General features: G+C 62.3%; 19 protein-coding genes. 10 read left to right on the top strand and 9 right to left on the bottom strand.

Annotation, left to right across the window (positions count from 1 at the left end; translation table 11 throughout):
- Positions 1-3: 3 nt before the first annotated feature.
- From EDC14_RS13985 to EDC14_RS13970, 4 genes are all read right to left on the bottom strand, one after another.
- Positions 4-1008 (bottom strand): sugar ABC transporter substrate-binding protein, encoded by a 1005-nt coding sequence (locus EDC14_RS13985; RefSeq protein WP_132014927.1) that lies wholly within the window; start codon positions 1006-1008, stop codon positions 4-6.
- A 203-nt stretch (positions 1009-1211) separates the two neighbouring features.
- Positions 1212-2195 (bottom strand): xylose isomerase, encoded by a 984-nt coding sequence (locus tag EDC14_RS13980; protein ID WP_243662930.1) that lies wholly within the window; start codon positions 2193-2195, stop codon positions 1212-1214.
- Between the two features lie 171 nt (positions 2196-2366).
- Positions 2367-3869 (bottom strand): xylulokinase, encoded by a 1503-nt coding sequence (locus EDC14_RS13975; RefSeq protein ID WP_132014925.1) that lies wholly within the window; start codon positions 3867-3869, stop codon positions 2367-2369.
- 167 nt (positions 3870-4036) lie between these two features.
- Positions 4037-5182: an ROK family transcriptional regulator gene (locus EDC14_RS13970; RefSeq protein ID WP_132014924.1), complete on the bottom strand. Its 1146-nt coding sequence runs from the start codon at positions 5180-5182 to the stop codon at positions 4037-4039.
- A gap of 380 nt (positions 5183-5562) precedes the next feature.
- On the opposite strand from EDC14_RS13970, the gene EDC14_RS13965 reads away from it, so the two are divergent.
- Together EDC14_RS13965 and EDC14_RS13960 are read left to right on the top strand one after the other, a co-directional pair.
- On the top strand, positions 5563-6243 hold the full coding sequence (locus tag EDC14_RS13965; RefSeq protein ID WP_132014923.1) for an RQC-minor-1 family DNA-binding protein: 681 nt from the start codon (positions 5563-5565) through the stop codon (positions 6241-6243).
- A 107-nt stretch (positions 6244-6350) separates the two neighbouring features.
- Positions 6351-6635: a hypothetical protein gene (locus EDC14_RS13960; RefSeq protein ID WP_132014922.1), complete on the top strand. Its 285-nt coding sequence runs from the start codon at positions 6351-6353 to the stop codon at positions 6633-6635.
- 27 nt (positions 6636-6662) lie between these two features.
- Here EDC14_RS13960 and EDC14_RS13955 read toward each other — a convergent pair whose 3' ends face one another.
- The gene (locus EDC14_RS13955; RefSeq protein ID WP_132014921.1) at positions 6663-7526 is read right to left on the bottom strand and encodes a thiamine pyrophosphate-dependent enzyme; all 864 of its coding nucleotides are present in this window, start codon (positions 7524-7526) and stop codon (positions 6663-6665) included.
- Positions 7526-9277 (bottom strand): 2-oxoacid:acceptor oxidoreductase subunit alpha, encoded by a 1752-nt coding sequence (locus EDC14_RS13950; protein ID WP_243662929.1) that lies wholly within the window; start codon positions 9275-9277, stop codon positions 7526-7528. The genes EDC14_RS13955 and EDC14_RS13950 overlap by 1 nt, the downstream gene beginning before the upstream one ends.
- A gap of 389 nt (positions 9278-9666) precedes the next feature.
- On the opposite strand from EDC14_RS13950, the gene EDC14_RS13945 reads away from it, so the two are divergent.
- Positions 9667-10170, top strand: coding sequence for an NUDIX domain-containing protein (locus EDC14_RS13945; protein ID WP_132014920.1), 504 nt, complete (start codon positions 9667-9669; stop codon positions 10168-10170).
- Between the two features lie 172 nt (positions 10171-10342).
- Here EDC14_RS13945 and EDC14_RS13940 read toward each other — a convergent pair whose 3' ends face one another.
- The 3 genes from EDC14_RS13940 to EDC14_RS13930 form a co-directional block, all read right to left on the bottom strand.
- Complete coding sequence (locus tag EDC14_RS13940) at positions 10343-10537, bottom strand: hypothetical protein (RefSeq protein ID WP_132014919.1); 195 nt, start codon at positions 10535-10537, stop codon at positions 10343-10345.
- Between the two features lie 206 nt (positions 10538-10743).
- A complete protein-coding gene (locus tag EDC14_RS13935; RefSeq protein WP_132014918.1) occupies positions 10744-11592 on the bottom strand; it encodes a D-alanyl-D-alanine carboxypeptidase family protein in 849 nt (282 codons plus the stop codon).
- A gap of 193 nt (positions 11593-11785) precedes the next feature.
- Positions 11786-12523 carry a DUF72 domain-containing protein gene (locus EDC14_RS13930; RefSeq protein WP_132014917.1) on the bottom strand — a complete coding sequence of 246 codons (738 nt, stop codon included), beginning with the start codon at positions 12521-12523 and terminating at the stop codon, positions 11786-11788.
- Positions 12524-12680: 157 nt separating this feature from the next.
- On the opposite strand from EDC14_RS13930, the gene EDC14_RS13925 reads away from it, so the two are divergent.
- The 7 genes from EDC14_RS13925 to EDC14_RS13895 all read left to right on the top strand — a co-directional run bounded on the left by EDC14_RS13925 (position 12681) and on the right by EDC14_RS13895 (position 19326).
- The gene (locus tag EDC14_RS13925; RefSeq protein WP_132014916.1) at positions 12681-13136 is read left to right on the top strand and encodes a hypothetical protein; all 456 of its coding nucleotides are present in this window, start codon (positions 12681-12683) and stop codon (positions 13134-13136) included.
- 87 nt (positions 13137-13223) lie between these two features.
- Positions 13224-13523 carry a 4Fe-4S binding protein gene (locus tag EDC14_RS13920; RefSeq protein ID WP_132014915.1) on the top strand — a complete coding sequence of 100 codons (300 nt, stop codon included), beginning with the start codon at positions 13224-13226 and terminating at the stop codon, positions 13521-13523.
- Between the two features lie 462 nt (positions 13524-13985).
- Positions 13986-14831 (top strand): sulfide/dihydroorotate dehydrogenase-like FAD/NAD-binding protein, encoded by an 846-nt coding sequence (locus EDC14_RS13915; RefSeq protein WP_132014914.1) that lies wholly within the window; start codon positions 13986-13988, stop codon positions 14829-14831.
- The gene (gltA, locus tag EDC14_RS13910; RefSeq protein ID WP_132014913.1) at positions 14816-16204 is read left to right on the top strand and encodes an NADPH-dependent glutamate synthase; all 1389 of its coding nucleotides are present in this window, start codon (positions 14816-14818) and stop codon (positions 16202-16204) included. Before EDC14_RS13915 ends, gltA begins: the two co-directional genes overlap by 16 nt.
- Positions 16205-16464: 260 nt before the next feature.
- Positions 16465-16923, top strand: coding sequence for a DUF5680 domain-containing protein (locus EDC14_RS13905; RefSeq protein WP_132014912.1), 459 nt, complete (start codon positions 16465-16467; stop codon positions 16921-16923).
- Positions 16924-17076: 153 nt separating this feature from the next.
- Positions 17077-18111 (top strand): patatin-like phospholipase family protein, encoded by a 1035-nt coding sequence (locus EDC14_RS13900; protein WP_165908018.1) that lies wholly within the window; start codon positions 17077-17079, stop codon positions 18109-18111.
- Between the two features lie 204 nt (positions 18112-18315).
- On the top strand, positions 18316-19326 hold the full coding sequence (locus EDC14_RS13895; RefSeq protein WP_132014910.1) for a nucleoid-associated protein: 1011 nt from the start codon (positions 18316-18318) through the stop codon (positions 19324-19326).
- The last annotated feature ends 152 nt before the right edge of the window (positions 19327-19478 follow it).

The raw sequence follows: 19478 nt of genomic DNA, 5'->3' as shown, positions 1-19478 counted from the left end.
GGCTCACCTGGACTCGGCCAGATTGAACTGGCGGTAGAATGAGTCGACATTTTTGGCGTTGATGAGATATAAGGGCATGTTGTAAACCTCCTGGGTCGACTGGCCCTCTTTCAAACGGATCAGAGCCGACAGTCCCTGAACCCCCAGGGCGCCCGGATCGTCGGCCAGGACTCCGGCGATGACGCCGCGCCGGATGTAGTTGGCGATCTCGGAGGTCAGGCCATAACCGATGATGGTGATGCGTGAGACCTGGTTCAGGTCGACCACCAGTTTGGCCACGCCCAGGGTGTCATTGGGGTCGGAACAGATGATCGCCTGAATCTCGGGGTGGTTCTTCAGAATCGATTGGGTTTGATCCTCGGCGCTGATGCTTTCGCCTTTGGAGTTGACCACCAGGCTGATGGAGAGCTCGGGCCGGTTGCGGATGGCCGCTTCAAAACCCCGCAGGTAGTTCCGGGAGCCGTTCTCCGAGAAGTTGGAGTTGACCAATAACGCCGCCCGGATTGGGCCCGTCGCCGCCTGGCCGAGCGCCTGGCCGGTTTTGTAACCCAGATCATAGGTGGAGGTGCCGACAAACGAGATGCGCCCGGACGTCTCCAAATGGTTGGAGAGGGCCACCACCGGGATGTCTTTGGCCATGGCCTCTTCGACCAGGGATTTTAGGGTCGGATCGTTGGGCGCGGCGACGAGGATCCCGTCAACGCTGGAGAGGACCGCCATCTCCAGGAACCTCTCCAATTCCTTGGGGTTCATAAACCGCGGCCCGTAGTTTTCCAGGGCAATCTTCTGGCTGCGGCAGAGTTCGGCCGAACCGGCCAGCACCTGCCGCCAGTAGCTTTCCTCGGTAACGTGGGCGATCATCACGAAATGGTAGCGGTAATTCTGATATTTCTGCGAATTCAGGGCCTCCGCCTCGTCGCCGAAGTAGCCCACGGTCTGGGTGACCAGCGTGAGCGCGACGGCAATCATGATCAGGGAGATTAAGGCGACGATCAGGGTGGTTCGCATTCGCTTTTGCAACCTTCTTTTTTCAGGAGATGCAAAAATTGTTATCTGCAGTTAAATTTTACACGGTTTTAAAAAATCCTTTTTCTAAATGTAAAACTTTCTTTGAGGGATTCTGGAAAGAAAAGAGCCCTTAACAGTGGGGAACGAATTTGCATATGGAAAAAGCGCCCTCTTATCGAGGACGCTTTTTTCATTCGTGATGATTAACCTTTGTAAAGCTCCTCGAAGATTCCGCAGGCGTCCACCAGGGCGGCGCGCATCATGTCTTCGGCCTTGGCGGTCTCGCGTTGCTCCAGATGCTTCAGGAGCTGCGGGGTGTCGAGCCGGCGGGCGGCTTGTTCGCAGGCGTCCCAGTAGAGGATGGAGCGGACCACCCGGTCGATGCCCTGTTCTTCGTCGTCGTAGGCCCGGACCTGCATGTCATGGCCTTTCCAACGGTTGAAGCCCGCCTCCTGGATCAGGCCGGCGATGGCGATGTTCATGCCGTTGATCCGGGTGCCGTGGTCGATATCGTATTTGCCGGGGCCGCCGAGGATGATTCCGTCGTTATAGCCCTGGCTGTTGAGGTGCATGTGGACCATGGCGTTGTTGTCCAGCTCCTCGACGGAGTCATAGACGTGGTCGAGGCCGATCATCTCGGAGTGGCCGAACTCTTTGTTGACGCCTTTCTGCTTGCGGGAGACGCCGAATTCCTCCTCCAGCTTCCGCCAGAAGAGCAGCGCCGAGGCGACGGTGGGGATCAGCATCGCCGGATGGCCTTCGTTCGGTTTGGGCTCGAAGCCGATGTGCAGTTTCCCGCCCAGCTCGGCCTCGCGGCGGCAGAGACCGGCCACGCTCTCCTTGAGGTTCTGGTACATGCGGCGGATGCCCACCGAGGCCAGGTCATAACCGTAGGAGCCGTTCCAGAGGATCAGGGACGGCGCCAGCGCCGGATCGGGATGCCAGGCTTTCTTCATGGTGCCGTAGGCCAGTTCGACGGTTCGGGTGCCCAGATCCTCGGCCGCTTTGCGTTCGTTGGGATCGAGCGAGGCGATCCCGCCGTAGGCGAAATGGGAATGGCCGCCGGGGGTGATCATCGCCAGGTGCATGCCCGCGTCGAGCAGGGCGTCGGCCATGGCCGCGGCGTTTTGGTCGTTGATCTCGGTGTCGTAGTGGACTTCATAACCGAGCTCGATGTGCTCAGGCATGCGGGGGGCGATCTTCTTTTTGATCAGGCCGATGACCGCCACCGAATCCAGGCGGTCGGCGCTCCAGCCGGGCCGCATGTCGGACGGGACGAAGCCGCCCTTGCCGGGGTTGAAGGTCCAGCGACAGACGCTGTGGTAAGACTTGGGAATAGCCATTGCGAAATTCCTCCCTTATTGGTTTTTATGGAGCTGCTGGTCGAGGATGGCCCGCCAGCGTTGGTACGCTTCCTGATAGGCCGGTTGCAGCGCCGGATCGGGTTCGATGACCTTGATCGACTGCAAGCCGGCGAAGGCTTCGTCAAAATTGCGGTAGAGGCCCGCGCCGACCCCGGCGCCCCGGGCCGCGCCCTGGGAACCGTCGGTGTTGTACAGCTTCACCTGGGCTCCGGTGACCGACGCGAAAGCCTCGCCGAAGAGCGGACTGAGGAACATGTTGGCGTGGCCGGCCTTGACCGCCTTGACCCCGACGCCCATCCGGCCCATGATCTCCAGGCCGTAATTGAGGGCGAAGACGATCCCTTCCTGGGCGGCGCGCAAGACATGGCGGCGGTCGTGGATGTTGAAGTTCAGGCCGTGGATGGCCGCGCCGATCTCCCGGTTCTGCAGGGTCCGTTCGGCGCCGTTGCCGTAGGGCAGGATCGACATTCCGGCCGAGCCGACCGGCGCTCCGGCCGCCAGCTGGTCCATTTGCTTGTAGGAGATGGCCGCCGGATCGAGCAGATCCCGGAGCCAGCGGTTGAGAATGGCGGTGCCGTTCAGGCAGAGCAGGATGCCGTAACGGGCCGCCGCCGCGCTGTGATTGACGTGGACGAAGGTATTCACCCGCGATTGCGGATCATAGTTGGGCTGATCGCCGACGCCGTAGACCACGCCGCTGGTGCCGGCGGTGGCCGCCACCTCGCCCGGGTTCAGGACATTCAACGAGAAGGCGTTGTTCGGCTGATCGCCCGCCCGGTAGGCGACCACGGCGCCGGGCTTCAGGCCCAGCTCGGCGGCTGCCGCGGCGGTCAACTCGCCCTGGTTCGAGAAGAGCGGCACGACCTCCGGCAACAGTTCCGGATCCAGTCGGTAATGGTCCAGCACCAGCCGGGCCGGGGCTTGCTCCAGGAAGTCCCACCAGATGCCTTCGGAGAGGCCGGAGGGGGTGGTCCGGATCAGGCCGGTCATGCGCATGGCGACATACTCGCCGGGCAGCATCGCCTTGTCGACCCGGCTGAAAATCTCCGGCTCGTTCTCGCGGATCCAGCGCAGCTTGGAGGCTGTGAAGTTCCCCGGCGAGTTCAAGAGGTGCTGGAGACAGGTCTCCGGTCCGATCGCGGCGAAGGCTTTGTCGCCGATGCCCACGGCCCGGCTGTCACACCAGATGATGGCCGGCCGGAGCACTCGCTGCTGCCGGTCGACGACCACCAGCCCGTGCATCTGGTAAGAGAGGCCGATGGCCGCCACCTCCAGCAGGTCGACGCCGCTTTTCGCCTTGATGGCCGCGGTCGCCAGCTTGACATGCTCCCACCAGGTGGCCGGATCTTGTTCGGCCCAGCCCGGTTGGGGCGCGGCGATGGCCAGTTCGGTGTTTTGGGGCGAGGTAGCCGAGGCGACCACCGCTCCGGTGGCCGCATCGAGCAGCGTGGCCTTGATCGAGGAACTGCCGATGTCATAACCGAGTAAATAAGCCATGAAATCACTCCTTTTATATTGAGAATAAAAACATTTAGTTTGGCGGGAATATCCTGTGCGAAGGGGCCGCTTCCCGCCGACCAAAAGCGGGGCAAAAGTCGCCGGTGGAACCCAGGTTCCCCCGACCCCTCCTTTATCCGGCGGCATCCATGACCGCCGGACTTTCTCTACACCATCCGATCCAGCGCCATCTCCGCCACGCCCAGGGCGGTGGCCCGGTCGCCCAGGCTCGAAAACTCCACCGTCAGCCCACGGAAGGTCCGTTCCAGGGTGCGCTCCTTGATTTCCTTCAATAGCCGGTTGCGCAGCATTTCGCCGCAGGTGGCGATCTTGCCGCCGACCACCACCAGCTCCGGATTGATGCCGTTGACGATGCCGGCGATGCCGATCCCCAGATAGGTGGCGATCTCCTCTAGCACCGCCCCGGCGTCGGGGTCGGCCGCTGCGGCCAGGGCCAGCAGATGGTCGTAAGAGGCGAGCTTGCGGCCGGTACGGTGCCAATACTGCTTCAGGGCGGCCTCGTTGGAGGCGAAAACCTCCCAGCAGCCGTGATTGCCGCAGCGGCAGGCCGGCCCGTCGGGGTCCAGGGTCATATGGCCGAATTCGCCCGCATGATGGCTGGCGCCCCGGTAGAGCCCGTTATTCAGGATCAGTCCGGCCCCGATGCCGATCCCCACCGAGATGAAGCAGAGATTAGCGGAGAGCCGGCCCGCGCCGTAGACCTTCTCGCCGAGCGCGGCGGCGTTGGCCTCGTTCTCGATCAACAGCGGCTGGTCCAGGGCCAAGAGCTGCCGCAGGTTGACATTGCGCCACTCCAGGTTGGGGGCGAACTCGACGATGCAGGAGTCGGGGTCGACGATCCCGGGGATCCCGATGCCGATATGGGCCAGTTTGGCGGGATCGATCCCCGCCTGGGCGACGGCGTCCCGGATGGTGGCGCGGATGGCCGCGGCCACCTCCCATTCGTCGGGCGCCTGGAAGGGGACGCTGTCCCCGGCGACCGGCTCGCCGTTGAAGTTCAGGACCACGCTGACCAGCCGGTCCACCTGCAGGTCGATCCCCAGACAATAGAGGGCGTCCGGGTTGAGGGTAAAGATCTCCGACTTGCGGCCGCCGGTCGATTTGGAGGTGCCCGAGGGAGTTAGCTTGTGCTCCTCGATCAACTCGTTGATGAAGGTTGAGACCGTCGTCAGGCTGGTCCCCAGGAGTTCGGCGATCTCCTTCTTGGAGACCGGGCCGTGGTTTTTGACGCAGCTGAAGACCTGCCGTTTATTGATGGAACGCATCCGTTCCTGATTGATGGCTTTACGCACAGGCTATCCTCACAACTTTTTAAAAAACTTTTTAAAAGTATTTTATAATATTCGGCTGAAGCGGCCGGTATTCCTTCCGGCCCCGAAAATTTTTTGAAAGCCGGACTCCGGGGCGGGGAAGAACCCGGGCGAACGCCGCAGGAATCTGCTGGAGAACTTCGGGGAAGGGAGGAAGGGAATTTCTTCAAAAAATTTTAAGAAAAGCGGGGCCAGGGCCGTACGGGGGCTGCATTTTTAAAAAAAGCCACTTTATGCAGGATTTTTATTTTCCGGCGCCGGACGGCGCTTCCTGACACTTTCAGGAAGGAGTAATGCGAATGACAGCGAATTTTTTTAATAGAGCCGCGCCGGCGGTTACTCCACTCAAAGGACGGAGAGGCATGGGTAAACGAGTCAATCGGGTCCATTATACCCTTGATCCCAAGAATATCACGGATTTGCCGTTCGAAGAGATCCGGACGATCCTGCGGGGCGCCGACGGTATGATTCTGCGCGCCGGCCGGACGATGCTCGCCAAGGTGCTCAAAGGATCCCGCGAGAAAAAACTGCTTGAGCTCGGGCTGGATCAGAATCCGGCCTACGGGTTCTACCGGCATTGTTCCATCGAAGCGATCACCGCCAAGATCGATTGGGCCATCCTCAATGGCTTTCTGGATCTGGAATACGACCACCGTCTGCCGCTGCTGGTCTATACCGAACGCGGCTGGGCCATTGAGAAGGATACCTATAGCGACGAGCTGCTGGAAAGGCTGCGCCAGGAAGCGCTGAGCGGCAGCTTTGAATTGGTGACCACCCTGAAGGACCGCGACCGGGGGCTGATCCTGCTGTTGTTGGCCAAGATCGAGGCCACCGGGGACCGTCGCTTCATTCCGGCCCTGGAGGCCTGGTGCAAGGCGGACTACAAGAAGGTGCAACGGGCGATCCGCCACGTCATCAGCACCCTGCAGCAGGCCGGCGATCTGCCCCTGCCCGAGGAAGCCCCCGAATCGCAAACGCGCGGCAATGTCATCGACCTGGCCGCCTACCGCGCCCGCAAAGAGGCCCGGAGCGCCACCTCGTAGCGCTGAACGTCTCGGAGCTCCCGGGACACGGGCGGCGAAAATCCGGGAAACGTAAGGTTGATTTTTATAGCAGGATAACGAAGCCGGGGGCCGATGGGTTCCCGGTTTTGCGCGCGCCGGACCGGCCGGGCCGGTCCGCTCCTCCGGAGCAGCAGCCGGAAGGACCGGATCCGGGTCCGGAGGAACCGGAATTTGGTTTAGCGGAACCGGCAAAGCCGCCGGAAGAGCCGCCGGACGGTTTGGCGGTTCCGGAAAGGGTCCGGGCGGTGCCGCCGGCGCCGGATCCGGAAGCGCCGGAGGCGGGAGAAGGGCTGCCGCGGCCGGCGGACGGACCGCGTTGCCCCAATACGCCAGAACCCAGCCGCCGGGGCTGGGTTCTGGGGTGGGAATGAATCGTTTCAATGGTTTCGCCCCGGCGCTCAATCCCGCCGGGTGGCGATGACCGCCGCCAGCTTGGCGAGGTCGGGGCGGCGCCGGTAGAGCGGTTCGCTCCGGTCGGCATAGGCCGGCAGCGTTTCCTCGAAGGGCCGGCGCTCCCGGTTCAGGTAGAAGACGCCCAGGGGCAGGCGGTCGGTCCGGAGCGCCTGGGCGAAGGCGGCCTCGCGGTCGGAGGGATCATGCCCGGCGTCCAGGTATTCGGTGTGCTCCTTGAACCACTGGAAGGTATTGAGCTTATTAAAGGAGACACAGGGATGGAGGATATCGACCAGCGCGTAACCGGGATGGCGGATCGCCTGCTTCAGGATTTCCTTGGTCTGCTGCAGATCGCCGCTGAAGGCCCGGGCCACGAAGGAGGCGTCGAGCGCGATGGCCGCGGCCAGCGGGTTGAAAGGCTCGTTGACCACGCCGCGCACCTGGACCGGGGTGATCATCCCCTGCGGGCTGGTGGGCGAGGCCTGCCCCTTGGTCAGACCGTAGACCATGTTGTCGTGGACCAGATTGGTCAGGTTCGGGTTGCGGCGGATGGTATGCAGCCAATGGTTGCCGCCCTCGCCGTACATGTCGCCGTCGCCGCTCTCGGCGATCACCGTCAGCCCGGGATTGGCGGCCTTGATGGCGGTGGCCGCCGGCAGCGCCCGGCCGTGCAGGCCGTTGAAGAAGTTGCACTTCAGGTAGTGGGGGGTCTTGGCCGCCTGGCCGATCCCCGAGACCATCACCAGCCCCTCCGGAGCGATGTCCAGCTCCGCCAGGGCCCCTTTTAGGGCGTTCAGGATGCCGAAGTTGCCGCACCCCGGACACCAGGCGATCGCGGCGTGTTCCAGGTTGAAATCCTTGGCTTCCATCAGACAGCACTCCCTTCGGCGGCCGTATCGGCCGTTAGCAATGCGGCGAACCGCTCCGCCAGTTCTTCCACTGCGAAGGGCATGCCGTTGTACTTCAAGATCCGGTCGCTCGCGGCCCTCCCGGTCTCCTGCCGCAGCAGCTTGCCGAACTGGCCGGTGGCGTTGTTCTCGACCAGAATGATCCGTTCGGCCTTTTGCAGATAGGCTACGGCGGACGGCGGCAGCGGATAGACCTGCTCCAGATGGAGCTGGGCCACATCCGGCCGGTCCAGGCCGGCCAGGGCCTCGCGGATCGCCGGGTAGGTCGAGCCCCAGCCGACCACCAGCGTCCGGTAGTCGGCCGGCCCGTGGAAGAGCGGCGGAACCAGGTCGGTCCGGAGCAGCTCCAGCTTGCGGAGGCGCTTGTCGACCATCCGCACCCGGAGCTCCAGGTCCTCGGTGATATGCCCGGCCTCGTCGTGCTCGTCGCTGTCCACGCCGACCAGGCCCGCGCCGTGGCCGGGAATGCCGCGCGGCGAGAGACCGTCCGGCGTCAGCTCATAACGGCGGTAATCGGCCGGGGTGGCGACGATCCGGGGCTCGTTCTCCAGCCCGGCGGGATCGAGCTCCGGCAGATTCAGGAAGGAATCCACCAGGAATTGATCGGTCAGAATGAACACCGGCACCTGAAACCTGTCGGCCAGTTGGAAGGCCTCGGCGGTCCGGTAGAAGGCGGCGTCGATGGAGCGCGGCGCCAGGATGAGCCGGGGGAATTCGCCGTGCCCGGCGTAGAGGGCCAGCTCCAGATCGCCCTGCTCGGTGCGGGTCGGCAGTCCGGTGGCCGGTCCGGGCCGGCCCGCGATGTGGATCACCATCGGCGACTCGATCATCCCGGCCAGGCTGACTGCCTCGGTCATCAGGGCGAAGCCGCCGCCGGAGGTGGAGACCATGGCCCGGGCCCCGGCGTACCAGGCGCCCAGCCCCATGTTGATGGCGGCGATCTCATCCTCGGCCTGCTCGGCGACGATGCCGAAGTCGGCCGCGAATTGGGAGAGGTAGATCAGCACCCCGGTGCCCGGGGACATCGGATAGGAAGCGATAAAGTTGCAGCCGCCGGCGACGGCCCCCAGGGCCAGCGCCTCGCTGCCGTTGATGATCGGGTCCCCGGCAACGGCCGCGTCCTTATCCGGCGGCGTCAGGCCGGCCCGCCCCGCGGCGGCCAGCTCTCGGCCGGCCTCGTAGCCGGTGCGGGCGGCCGCGATATTCTGGTCCACCATGGCCTGGGGCTTGCCGCGGAAGTAGGCGGCGATGGCCCGTTCGACGCCGGCGAAATCCACTTGAAAAAGGCCGGCAACCGCGCCGCTGGCCACGCTGTTGGCGAAGAGCTTGTTGCCGGCGGCCGCGGCGATCGCGGCGAACGGAATGTCGAGCACCGGCCGGTCCAGGCCGAGCCCGGCGGCGTCGCCGACGATGATGGTGGCGGGGCTCAGCCGGTCGGCGAGATGGGCCGGGGCCTCCCGGTCCAGCGCCACCAGCAGGTCGATTCCCGCGGCATAGGCGGCCACCCGTGCGGAGCTGACCCGGATGGCGGTGGAATTGGCGCCGCCCCGGATTCTGGACATATACTCCTTGGAGGCAAAGATGTGGTAGCCTTCGGACTTTAAGATCTTGGCCAGCAGGTATTCGACGGTCTGGATCCCTTGGCCGGCCTCGCCGGCGATGACCACCGTCACCCCAGTCCGGCTTGGTGTGGCTTGATTCGTCTGGCTCACTTTGAGAAGTCACCCTTTCTGCATGACAAATTTGGAGACCAGGCATTCTGCGGGCTTGGTTTGGAAATCCTCTTGGTAAACTTACCATAAACAATTCGGCGTTTTTTCCCAGGAACCTGCCGTGGGCGGGCGCGATATTCCCGGGAAAATTTCACCGTGAGCCGATGCTCTGACATCCGAGAGAATTTCAAATCGCTTCGGAAAAAGCTTCGCCATACAATATATTGATTGATATATCCTGGCTACTCACTATATATTGTATGGCGAAGGGAATGTTAGGGTAATTTGAAATTCTCTGATCCCATAGAATAATATTGCTATAATGGTTCTGAAAATACATGAAGAAAAGCCGGCCCGGGGCGGCCGGAAATTGAACGGGGGAATGCGAGATGGTTCGATTGCGCCAGATGGCGGCGGCTTTTTTGGCCAATGGGGAGGACCTGCTGTTGATGAAACGGGCGGAGACCCGGGAGTTGGCGCCGGGGTTGTGGGCGCCGGTCGGCGGCCACTTGGAGCCGGCCGAGCTGAACGATCCGGCTGCGGCCTGCCTGCGCGAGATCTGGGAGGAGACCGGGATCCGCCCGGAGCGGCTGGCCGACTTCAAGCTGCGCTATATTATCTCCCGGCTGCGCGGCGCGGAGATCCGGTTACAGTATATTTATTTTGGGCGGACCCTGGACCGGTTCTTCCACCCGACCGGCGAGGGCGAGCTGCACTGGATCCCCGCCGCTCAGGCGTTGAGCCTGGAGATGGCGCCGACCTCCCGTTTGCTATTGGAACACTACCGGCGGACCGGCAAGGAGAACGGCGCGATTTATATCGGGACCATGGCGGCGGCGCCCGATGGCCGCCACCCCCTGGTCAGCTGGGCGGAACTGAGCGATTGGGAGTGAGCCCTTTCCGTGCCCCAGGCTGTCCTGCCGGCGGCGCCCGGCAAAAAACCCGGCGGTTTTTTGAGAACCCGCCGGGTTGACTGCGTATCAAACTTACAATTTGCGATAGATGTATCGCGCTCCATATTCCGGACAAATTTCAGTTTCCAGCGAATTCCATTCCGACGGGGTATCAGATGGCAAAAGTGCTGGTGGAGACGATCAACAGGATCAGGACCAAAAAGATGAGAAACGCCAATTCCTCGCCACCCAAACCGAAAAATCCGTCAATGCCGCGACTGCGTTTATCCTTCTTGCAACTGCATTTATGCTTGTGTTTCTTTTCGCAGGGGTCGCACGGGCAGCAGAAATTACGATGCTTCGACATAGGCGATACCTCCTTATTCCAAAAGACTGGTTGGTACCAGGGCCTTTATTCCCTTTGGTAATAAAATATTAAAAATCCCGGGCGGGTGGAACGAGGCGTTTGGAATTTGTTGCAAAACGGGCTTCCGGCCGGGTGGGACGGAATGCCTCCGGAAACAAAAAACCAGCCCTGCGGCTGGTCCGTCCCGTAATGGATTCTCCGGCCGTTTACGACCGTGAGCCGGATTTTTGTTTGAAGCCATAGTCGAAAAGCTTGATGCTGTCGTCGTAGATGGCGTTGGATTTGAGTACGACCGAGATCAGGGTGGCGCCGTCTTTCTTGGCCGCCGCCACCAGGCAGCCGCCGGCGGTCAGGGTGTAGCCGGTCTTGACCCCGGTGGTGTAGGGGTAGCGCCAGAGCAGCTTATTATGGTTGTAAAGGGTCACCGTCTCGCCCGGTTTGGAGCCGGGGATCGTCTTGACCTTGGTGGCGACGATGCGGGCGAAGATCGAATTCCGCATAGCGTAGGCGGTCAGTTTGGCCAGATCCCGGGCGGTGCTGTAATGGTTTAGGGCCGGGAGCCCGTTAGGGTTCTTATAATTAGTGTTGGTCAAGCCGATCTTCCGGGCCTTGGCCGTCATTAGCCGGGCGAATTCTGCCTCGGAACCGGCGATGGCGTCGGCGATAGCCACGGCGGCATCGTTCCCCGAAACCAGCATCAATCCGTAAAGCAAGTCCTCCATGCGCAGGCGTTCGCCGCTTGCCAGGGCCATCGAGGATCCGTCGATCCCGACTGCGTTGGGACTGACGCGGATGGTCTGGCTGAGGCCGCCGCGTTCGATGGCGAGGATGGCGGTCATGATCTTGGTGGTGCTGGCCGGGGCCATGGCGGTATCGGGATTCTTGGCGAATAGCACCTTGCCGGTGGCCGGATCCAGCAGGACGGCGGCCTTGGCGTCAACTTGGGGCAGAGCCGCCGCTTGGGCCCGCCAGTTGGCGAAACCCGCGATCAGAACGGTGAGGCCGATGAGCCCAAGCAAGAGAAAGCGAAAGCGATGGCCTGTTTTGAATTCCACGGATTTTCATGCTCCTTTGCCCACAGGGAAATGGAATCTTCCGCTGCAATAATTGTAGTCACGGTTACGAGCGAATGAGTCGAGCTTTTGCCAGTAGAGGTGACCGCCGACGCATCGATTTCGACGTATAGATGTATATTCAAAAACCACCTCTAAAATTATCGGCAAAAAGGGGAACTCCAGCTAGAGATGATTAATAAATTTTGGAAGTTTTTTGGGCCGCTACCAGCCTTTGCAGCAACTCCGCCAGCGCCGGGGCGGAGCGCTCGTGCCGGCAATAGACATAGCAGTCCCACCCCCGGCTGCGCCATCCTTCCAGCTTGGCCAGGATCGGTTCCAGTTGCGCCGCGCTGTACGGGGCGGACCGCAGGCGCAAATAAGCCGCGCCGCCGCTCGGTTCCGGCCAGTCGCCGGGCCGGAGAAATTGATCGTTTAAACATATTCCCAGGCCCTGGCCGGCCAGAAAGTCAAAGAATCCCGGCTGGAGAAGCGCCGGGTTGCGCATCTCCACAAAGCAATGGTTAAGTAAGCTTTGGCTAAAGTCGGTCGCGGCGGCCAGGGCCGCGACCAGCCGGTCGACTTCCGCCGCGCCACGGGCCGGCGGGAACTGGAAAAGCACCGGACCCAGCTTGGCGCCGAGCTCCACGATGCGGGACAGAAACAACCGCAGCAGAGCCGGGTCCGGCTCCTCGGCGACGGTGAGGGTGCGGCGCGCCTTGACGCCGAAGCGGAACTCCGGCCCGACCGCCGCCGCCCAACGCTGCAGGGTGGTCACGGCGGGCAGCCGGTAGGCGGTGTTATTCAGTTCCACGGTGGGAAAGCGCGCCGCATAGTACGGCAGCATTTCCGCATCGGGGAGGCCGGGCGGATAAAAGATCCCGCGCCATTCCGAATATGAGAAGCCTGAGATCCCGATATAAATGTCCGCCATGGCCCTAGTATGCCCCGTCCGGACGCGCCAAACGCATCGTCGGGGGGAACGGGCCTTCCCGGGTTTATCTTTTTAAAAGAAGGCTGGCTCGATCTGGAACCTTCGCCCAGCTGCGGATCATACAATGTCATAGACGGGAACGGAGGGAGGAATGTTCATGACTCCGGAAGCAGTGGCTGATTTTCTCATTGTCGGCCTGCCCTTGGTCACCGCGGGCGGCGTCTATGCCATGACCGCGACGGCGCTCTATCTGACGACCCGCTACCGCGACAATAGGCTGGCCCAGGCCCTGGTGGTCCTGGATGAGGTGGTCATCAGCGTGGTCAAGGAGCTTAACCAGACGGTGGTCGACGATCTCAAGAAGGCCCGGGCCGACGGCAAGCTTACCCGGGAAGAGGCCGAACAGATCAAGAAACAAGCCGTGGAGCTCGTGATGAGCCGTTTAGGTGCGGGTTTGCCTCGGATCCTGCAGAAAACTTTCGGGCCGCTGTTTGATCTGGTATCCACCAAGATCGAGGCGACGCTGTACGATTTGAAAAAGGGCCGGCAGTCGCCGCGCCAGCAACGCCCCGCCGGGGCCCCTGCTCGGCCGCGTTTGGCCGCGGTTCGCTGAGCCAGGCTGAACCGGTAAACCGGAGAGGATTGGAAAACCCGGACGGGCCGAAGAATGCCTCCGAAAATGGAAGAGAGGGTGTTTGGGATGGGATTGCAAATCAATGGCGAAAAATGCAACGGCTGCGGCCGCTGTGTGGATATCTGCCCCGGGGATCTATTGGCCCTCAATGAGCAGAAACGCAGTTATATCCGGAATCAGGCCGACTGTTGGGACTGCATGGCTTGTGTCAAAGCCTGCCCGACCGGCGCGCTCAAGACCCGGCTACCCTTCAGCGTGGCCGATTGCGGCGCCGCCTTGATACCCGCGCTGACCGAGACGGAGATTCGTTGGCAATGCATTCATGCGGATCAGCGGACCGAGGAGTTTGTAGTGCCCCGGAAATAACCGCGCTCCAGGAAGTACGGCTGCCCCAAAACCGGCTCAAGCGGCGCTCGAGCCCAATAAAAAAGAAGGCTGAATCCAGCAATGGCGAGGCTTGCGGCAGCCTTTTTTTTTATGGTATACTCAGATAAGTTAATTTCTCATTACAATTGCTTTTTTTTGCGATGTGCGGTTTTAGAATGCGTTATGATGGAAGGCAACAGCTTAAAATTCCCCGCCTGAGCTGGGAATATTTTGGTTTGTGCAACAATTGGGAGCGGTCTGTTTGTGACAATCGCTCCTGTATAAAGCCTCAAATCGTCCGCAAGTTCAAACTGCCGGAACAGCGCGCGGTGTTATGCAGGCGCGCAATCCGGAATCCGCCGTTTTGAAACAAAGGCTGCAGCCGCCCAGCGTAATCCGGGAGAACCGGGATGGGCCAGGGTGGCGGCGGCTGGAATGTTGCACAAGTAAGGAGGGAAACTCTTGGAAATTGTAGCCAAAGATTGCCTCGCGCCGCGGATCGTCCGGTTGGTGGTCAAAGCGCCGCGGATCGCCGCCAAGGCTCAGCCCGGCCATTTTGTGGTGGTCCGGCTGAACGACCGCGCGGAACGAATCCCGCTGACCATCGCCGATTTTGACCGGGCCGCCGGCACGATTACCCTGATCATTCAGGAGGTCGGCAAGAGCACCGCCATGATCAATGCCATGGAACCGGGGCAATCGTTCGCGGATGTGCTGGGGCCGCTGGGGACTCCGTACCCCATCGAAAAGGTAGGCACGGTGGTCGGAGTGGCCGGCGGCCTGGGGGCGGCTCCCTTGTACCCCAAGGTCAAGGCGTTGTATGAGGCCGGTAACCGGGTGATTGTCATCCTGGGCGCTCAGCGCCGGGAACTCTTGATTCTCATGGAGGAGCTCCGGGCGGTCAGCCACGAATTGATCGTGGCCACCGACGACGGCAGTTACGGCGAGCATGGCTTGGTCACCGTGCCGCTCCGCCGGGTCTTGGAGCGGGAGAAGGTCGATGAGGTGATCGCCATCGGCCCGGTGCCGATGATGGACGCCTGTTGCCGGATTACCCGGGAGCTGAATGTCAAGACCGTGGTCAGCCTGAACGCGGTGATGGTCGACGGCACCGGCATGTGCGGCGGCTGCCGGGTCACCGTGGGCGGCCAGAGCAAATTCTGCTGCGTCGACGGTCCGGCCTTTGACGGGCTCCAGGTGGACTTCGCCGAGCTGCGCCAGAGACAGCGGTATTACAACGCCCAGGAGCGAGAGGCTTATCAAGCTCATCAGCATGGAATGGAGGGTTGCCGATGCCGCGCCAAGTAATGCCCAAACAGGATCCGGCCGAACGGAGCCGGAACTTCGGTGAAGTCGCGTTGGGCTTCACCCCCGAACAGGCCGCGGCCGAAGCGGCCCGCTGCCTTAACTGCAAAAAGCGTTTCTGCGTCCAGGGCTGTCCGGTCGAGGTGGACATCCCCGACTTTATCCAATTGCTCAAGGCCGGCGATCCGGCGGGAGCGGCCGCCAAGATCAAGGAGAAGAACAGCCTGCCGGCGATCTGCGGCCGGGTCTGTCCCCAGGAGTCGCAATGCGAGAAAGAGTGCATTCTGGCGAAGAAAGGCGAACCCATCGCCATCGGCGGCCTGGAGCGGTTCGTGGCCGACTATGCGGCGGAGCAGGCCGGCGGAACGGTCCGGCCGGCCAAGGCGCTGCCCTACCGGGCGGCAATCATCGGCGCCGGTCCGGCGGGCTTGACGGCCGCCGCCGACCTGGCGCTGCAGGGCTTCGACGTCACCATCTTCGAATCGCTGCATGAAGCCGGCGGCGTCCTCCAGTACGGCATTCCCCAATTCCGGCTGCCCAAAGAGATCGTCGGCCGGGAAGTGGAGTATATCAAGCAGCTGGGCGTCAAGCTCGAGACCAGCGTGCTGGTGGGCCAGACGGTGACCGTCCCGGAACTTCTGGAACAGGGTTTTCAGACCATTTTCATCGGCACCGGCGCCGGCTTGCCTTATTTCCTGAATGTCCCGGGTGAAAACCTGAACGGAGTCTATTCGGCCAACGAGTTTCTGACCCGGGTCAATCTGATGAAAGCCTACCGTTTTCCGGAGTATGACACCCCGGTGCGGATCGGTGAGCGGGTGGCGGTGGTCGGCGGCGGCAATGTGGCGATGGACGCGGCCCGCACCTCGCTGCGGCTGGGGGCCAAAGCGGTCTATATCGTCTACCGCCGTTCCGAGGAGGAACTGCCGGCCCGGTACGAGGAGATCGAGAACGCCAAGGAAGAAGGGATCATCTTCCGGCTGCTCACCAACCCGGTGCGGATCATCGGGGACGAGCAGGGCGTGGTTCAGGCCCTGGAGTGTATCCGGATGGAGCTGGGCGAACCCGACCGGAGCGGCCGGCGGCGGCCGGTGGCGGTCCCCGGTTCGGAATTCCAGTTCCCGGTGGACAGCGTGATCGTGGCCATCGGCCAGGGCCCCAACCCGGTCCTTTTGCGCAATACCACCGGCCTGCAGCTGAATGAGAGGGGCTACATCCAGGCCGATCCCGAAACCCTGGCCACCAGCATCCCCGGAGTCTTCGCCGGCGGCGACATCGTCACCGGCGCGGCCACGGTCATCGCGGCCATGGGCGCCGGCAAGAAGGCAGCCCGCCGGATGGTGGAGTACTGCAAGCAGAAGTATCCCAACGGCTGAGGGCCGGTGCGGAACAGTGCAACGGCATTCACGGAAACTCCAGTCCCCCGCGGGATTGGGGTTTTCTTTATTGAGGCTTGCCGGGGATTCGTCGAAGTCCCGCAGCGGCGCGGCGGCGCCCGCCTTGAATCATAATACTCTGCGCGAGTCAATGCTTTGAATGACTTTGACGCAACCCTGGGGTTTGCGGGTGACGCTTGTTTTTCGAACAAACGTTTGGTATAATCAAAGGACGCCGTTTAAAACAGGAGGGATGATCGTTGGTTGAGAATGAACCGGAACTCCGCGAGTTCCTGGTCGAGGCCAAACAGAACACCTACGCCGGCAACGGAAGGGAGAAGGAGTCCTGCCGGCCCAGTTCCAAGGATCTGCCGTACCAGAAGGGCAAGTACTACTATCTGGACAGTTACATCGGCGCGTCCCATTTCATCGGGGAAGAAGTGGTCTGGCACGACGGCCGGATCCTCTGGGGGATGAATTATTACGGCGAGCTGCTGGCCCCCCAGGCGCCGGCCGGCTTCGCGGAGTTTCTCAAAGACGCCCTGCGCCGCTGTACGCCCGAGCGGCCGTTCCGGGGACCCCGGGATTACGCCGCCGGAGGCTTCGAGTACTGTTGCGAGGCTGCGGGAGACCTGGGCAGCTTCATGGGGGAGGAGCGGGTCAGCCACGGCGGCGCGATCGTGTACCGCCTGCGTTTTCACGGCGGCTACCTGCGCTGACTCCGCCGCAGGAAGAAGAGTTCCAGGCATGTTTCGGCATTCCCGCCATTAAACATATAGTAACAGATTCGAAAGGAACCCGGGACGCGGCTGTTCGCCGCCTCAAAAACCGGCGGCCGGCGGGTCCGGGGGCTCCGATGCGGGGGTGTCGTTGTGTCCCGGTTTATTAGAGTTTTGGCCATCGACGGCGGCGGAATCCGGGGGATCATCTCCGGCCGGATCCTGGTGGAGCTGGAACGGATCCTGCAGGATCTCAGCGGCGACCGGGGGGCGCGGATCGGCGATTTCTTCGACCTGATCGCCGGCACCAGCACCGGCGGGATCTTGGCCTGCATGCTGCTGTCCCCCGCCGCAGGCACGCTCCGGCCCCGCTATAGCGCGGCCGAGGCCCTGGAGAGCTACCTTCGTTTCGGGCCGTGCATCTTCAGGCAGTCCTGGCGGCAGCGGCTCTTCTCCCTGGATGGCCTGATCCGGCCCAAATACGGGGAGCACAGTCTGGAGAAACAGCTCCGGCTGGTTTTCGGCTCGCTGAAGCTGAGCCAGCTTTTAAAACCCTGTCTGATCACGGCTTATAATGTCAAGGAGCGCTACGCCCACTTTTTCACCCAGCCCAAGGCGGCGCGCGATCCCTCCCACGACTTCTGGGTGCGCGACGTGGTCCGGGCCACCACCGCCGCGCCCACCTATTTCAGCGCCGCCTTGATCTATTCGCAGACGCGGCGGTTCTTTCCGCTGATCGACGGCGGCGTCTTCGCCAACAATCCGGCGCTCTGCGCTTATACCGAGGCCTGCAAGGAATTTACCGCCCGCTGCGGCGCGCGCGATATGGTTCTGCTCTCGCTGGGCAGCGGCCGGGACAGCCGGCCCATCCCCTATCAAAAGGCCAAACAATGGGGGAAACTCGGCTGGGCGGTGCCGCTAGTCGGCGTGATGTTCTCGGGGAGCGCCGAGACGGTCGATTACGAGCTGCGGAATATTTTTCACTCCTACGGTTGTCCCGATCATTACCTGCGGGTCAACCCGGAGGTGCCGCCGGAACGGGCGGCGCTGGATGACGTCGACCCCGCCAATCTGAGCGCCCTGGCCGAGGCCGGCGCGCGGGCCGCCGGCGCTTACCGGCTGCAGCTCCTCAAATTCGCCGAGTTGCTGCTCCCCGGGAGCCCGGCTGCGGTCCGGCGTCCGTGCTGAAGCGCGCAATCCGGGACTGGCGGAACGCGGCCGCTTATTGTACAATGGATGAGTTGGAGGCAAACGGGCGATTCGATTGCCGCTGGCCGGCGATCGGAGACGGAGATCTCGATTCAGCGGTTTTACAATGGAACTGCATTGGAATTGCAAATTACGGAGGGACCCCTGCCGGAGCGGCGGGGGTCCTCGACTTGAGGTGGAACCATGGCGGAAATCATCATTGAAAAGGCGGTCCTGCATATTCTGGACACCAATGTGGGACTGCCGGTCTTATCCCAGCAAGAGCTGGAGTTGAAGGGCGAGGCCGCCGATTTTCTGGAGAAGCAGCTGCGCAAGGTGCTGGAGGACGACCGGCTCAAACCGGCCGAATTCAGCGGGGAGGCCAACCCGGTGCGCGAGCGCTGTGCCAAGTATGCCGCGGACGGTGATTTTCTCGGCTTCAGCCAGGGGCTGGCCGACGCCTTGTACCGGCTGATGCTGGCCCACGTGGATATCAGTCCGGCCGATCTGGTCTGCTGCCATTTCAGCGAGGACGGCCGGAGCTGTTTCGGCGCGCTGAAACTGAACTACCGGAAGGGCTTCATCCATCAGATCGGCTACGAGGAGGAGCGGAGCATCAACAGCCTGGTGCTGCAGCAGGCGGTCCTCCCGTCGGAACAGCAAAAGCCGGAGGAATGCTTCGTGGTCGCCCTGGACGACCTCAGCCTGCGGCTGATCGAGAAGGAGTACGAGATCGACGGGAATAAAGAGCTGTACCTTTCCAAGCGCTTTCTGGCCTGCGCCGACCGGCTCTCCAATCACGAGAAGGCGCGGGTCCTCGACAAGGTCACCCAGAAGATCAGCCAGAAGTATGGCATGGGGGACGATTTCACCCCCATGGTCCGGCTGCGCCAGGCGGTCTCCGAGGATCTGGACGATGCCGGCGCCATCGACATGCAACACGTGGCCCAGGCGGTCTTCCGGGGCGACCCCGACGCCCAGCGGGAATACCTGGAGGAGGTACACCGGGCCGGCCTGGTGGAGCGGGCGGTCGAGCTGCCGGAGCGGATCGCCAACCGCAAGTTCCGGAACCAGAAGATCTGGACCGACACCGGGATCGAGATCAATTTCCCGGCCGATTATTACAACAACCGTGAGAAGCTGGAGTTCGTGAGCAATGTGGACGGGACGATCTCGATCATCATTAAGAATGTGGGAAAGATCATCAATAAGTAAGGACAAGCGGTGCCGCAGCACCGGCGAAGCTTTGGGAAGGGACGCCGCCCGGATTGGCGGGACCGCCGGAGGGCCGGGAGGTTCGGCTGAACCGTCCGGAGGACCGGCGCAGCGGCCCGGAAGAACCGCCGCAGGATTCGGAAGGACCGGAA

Origin of the sequence: Hydrogenispora ethanolica, assembly GCF_004340685.1 — a bacterium.
In the GTDB taxonomy this organism is placed as follows: Bacteria; Bacillota; UBA4882; order UBA8346; family UBA8346; genus Hydrogenispora; species Hydrogenispora ethanolica.
Note: the sequence above shows the minus strand (reverse complement) of the source record. Positions and strands in the feature narration are given on the sequence as shown.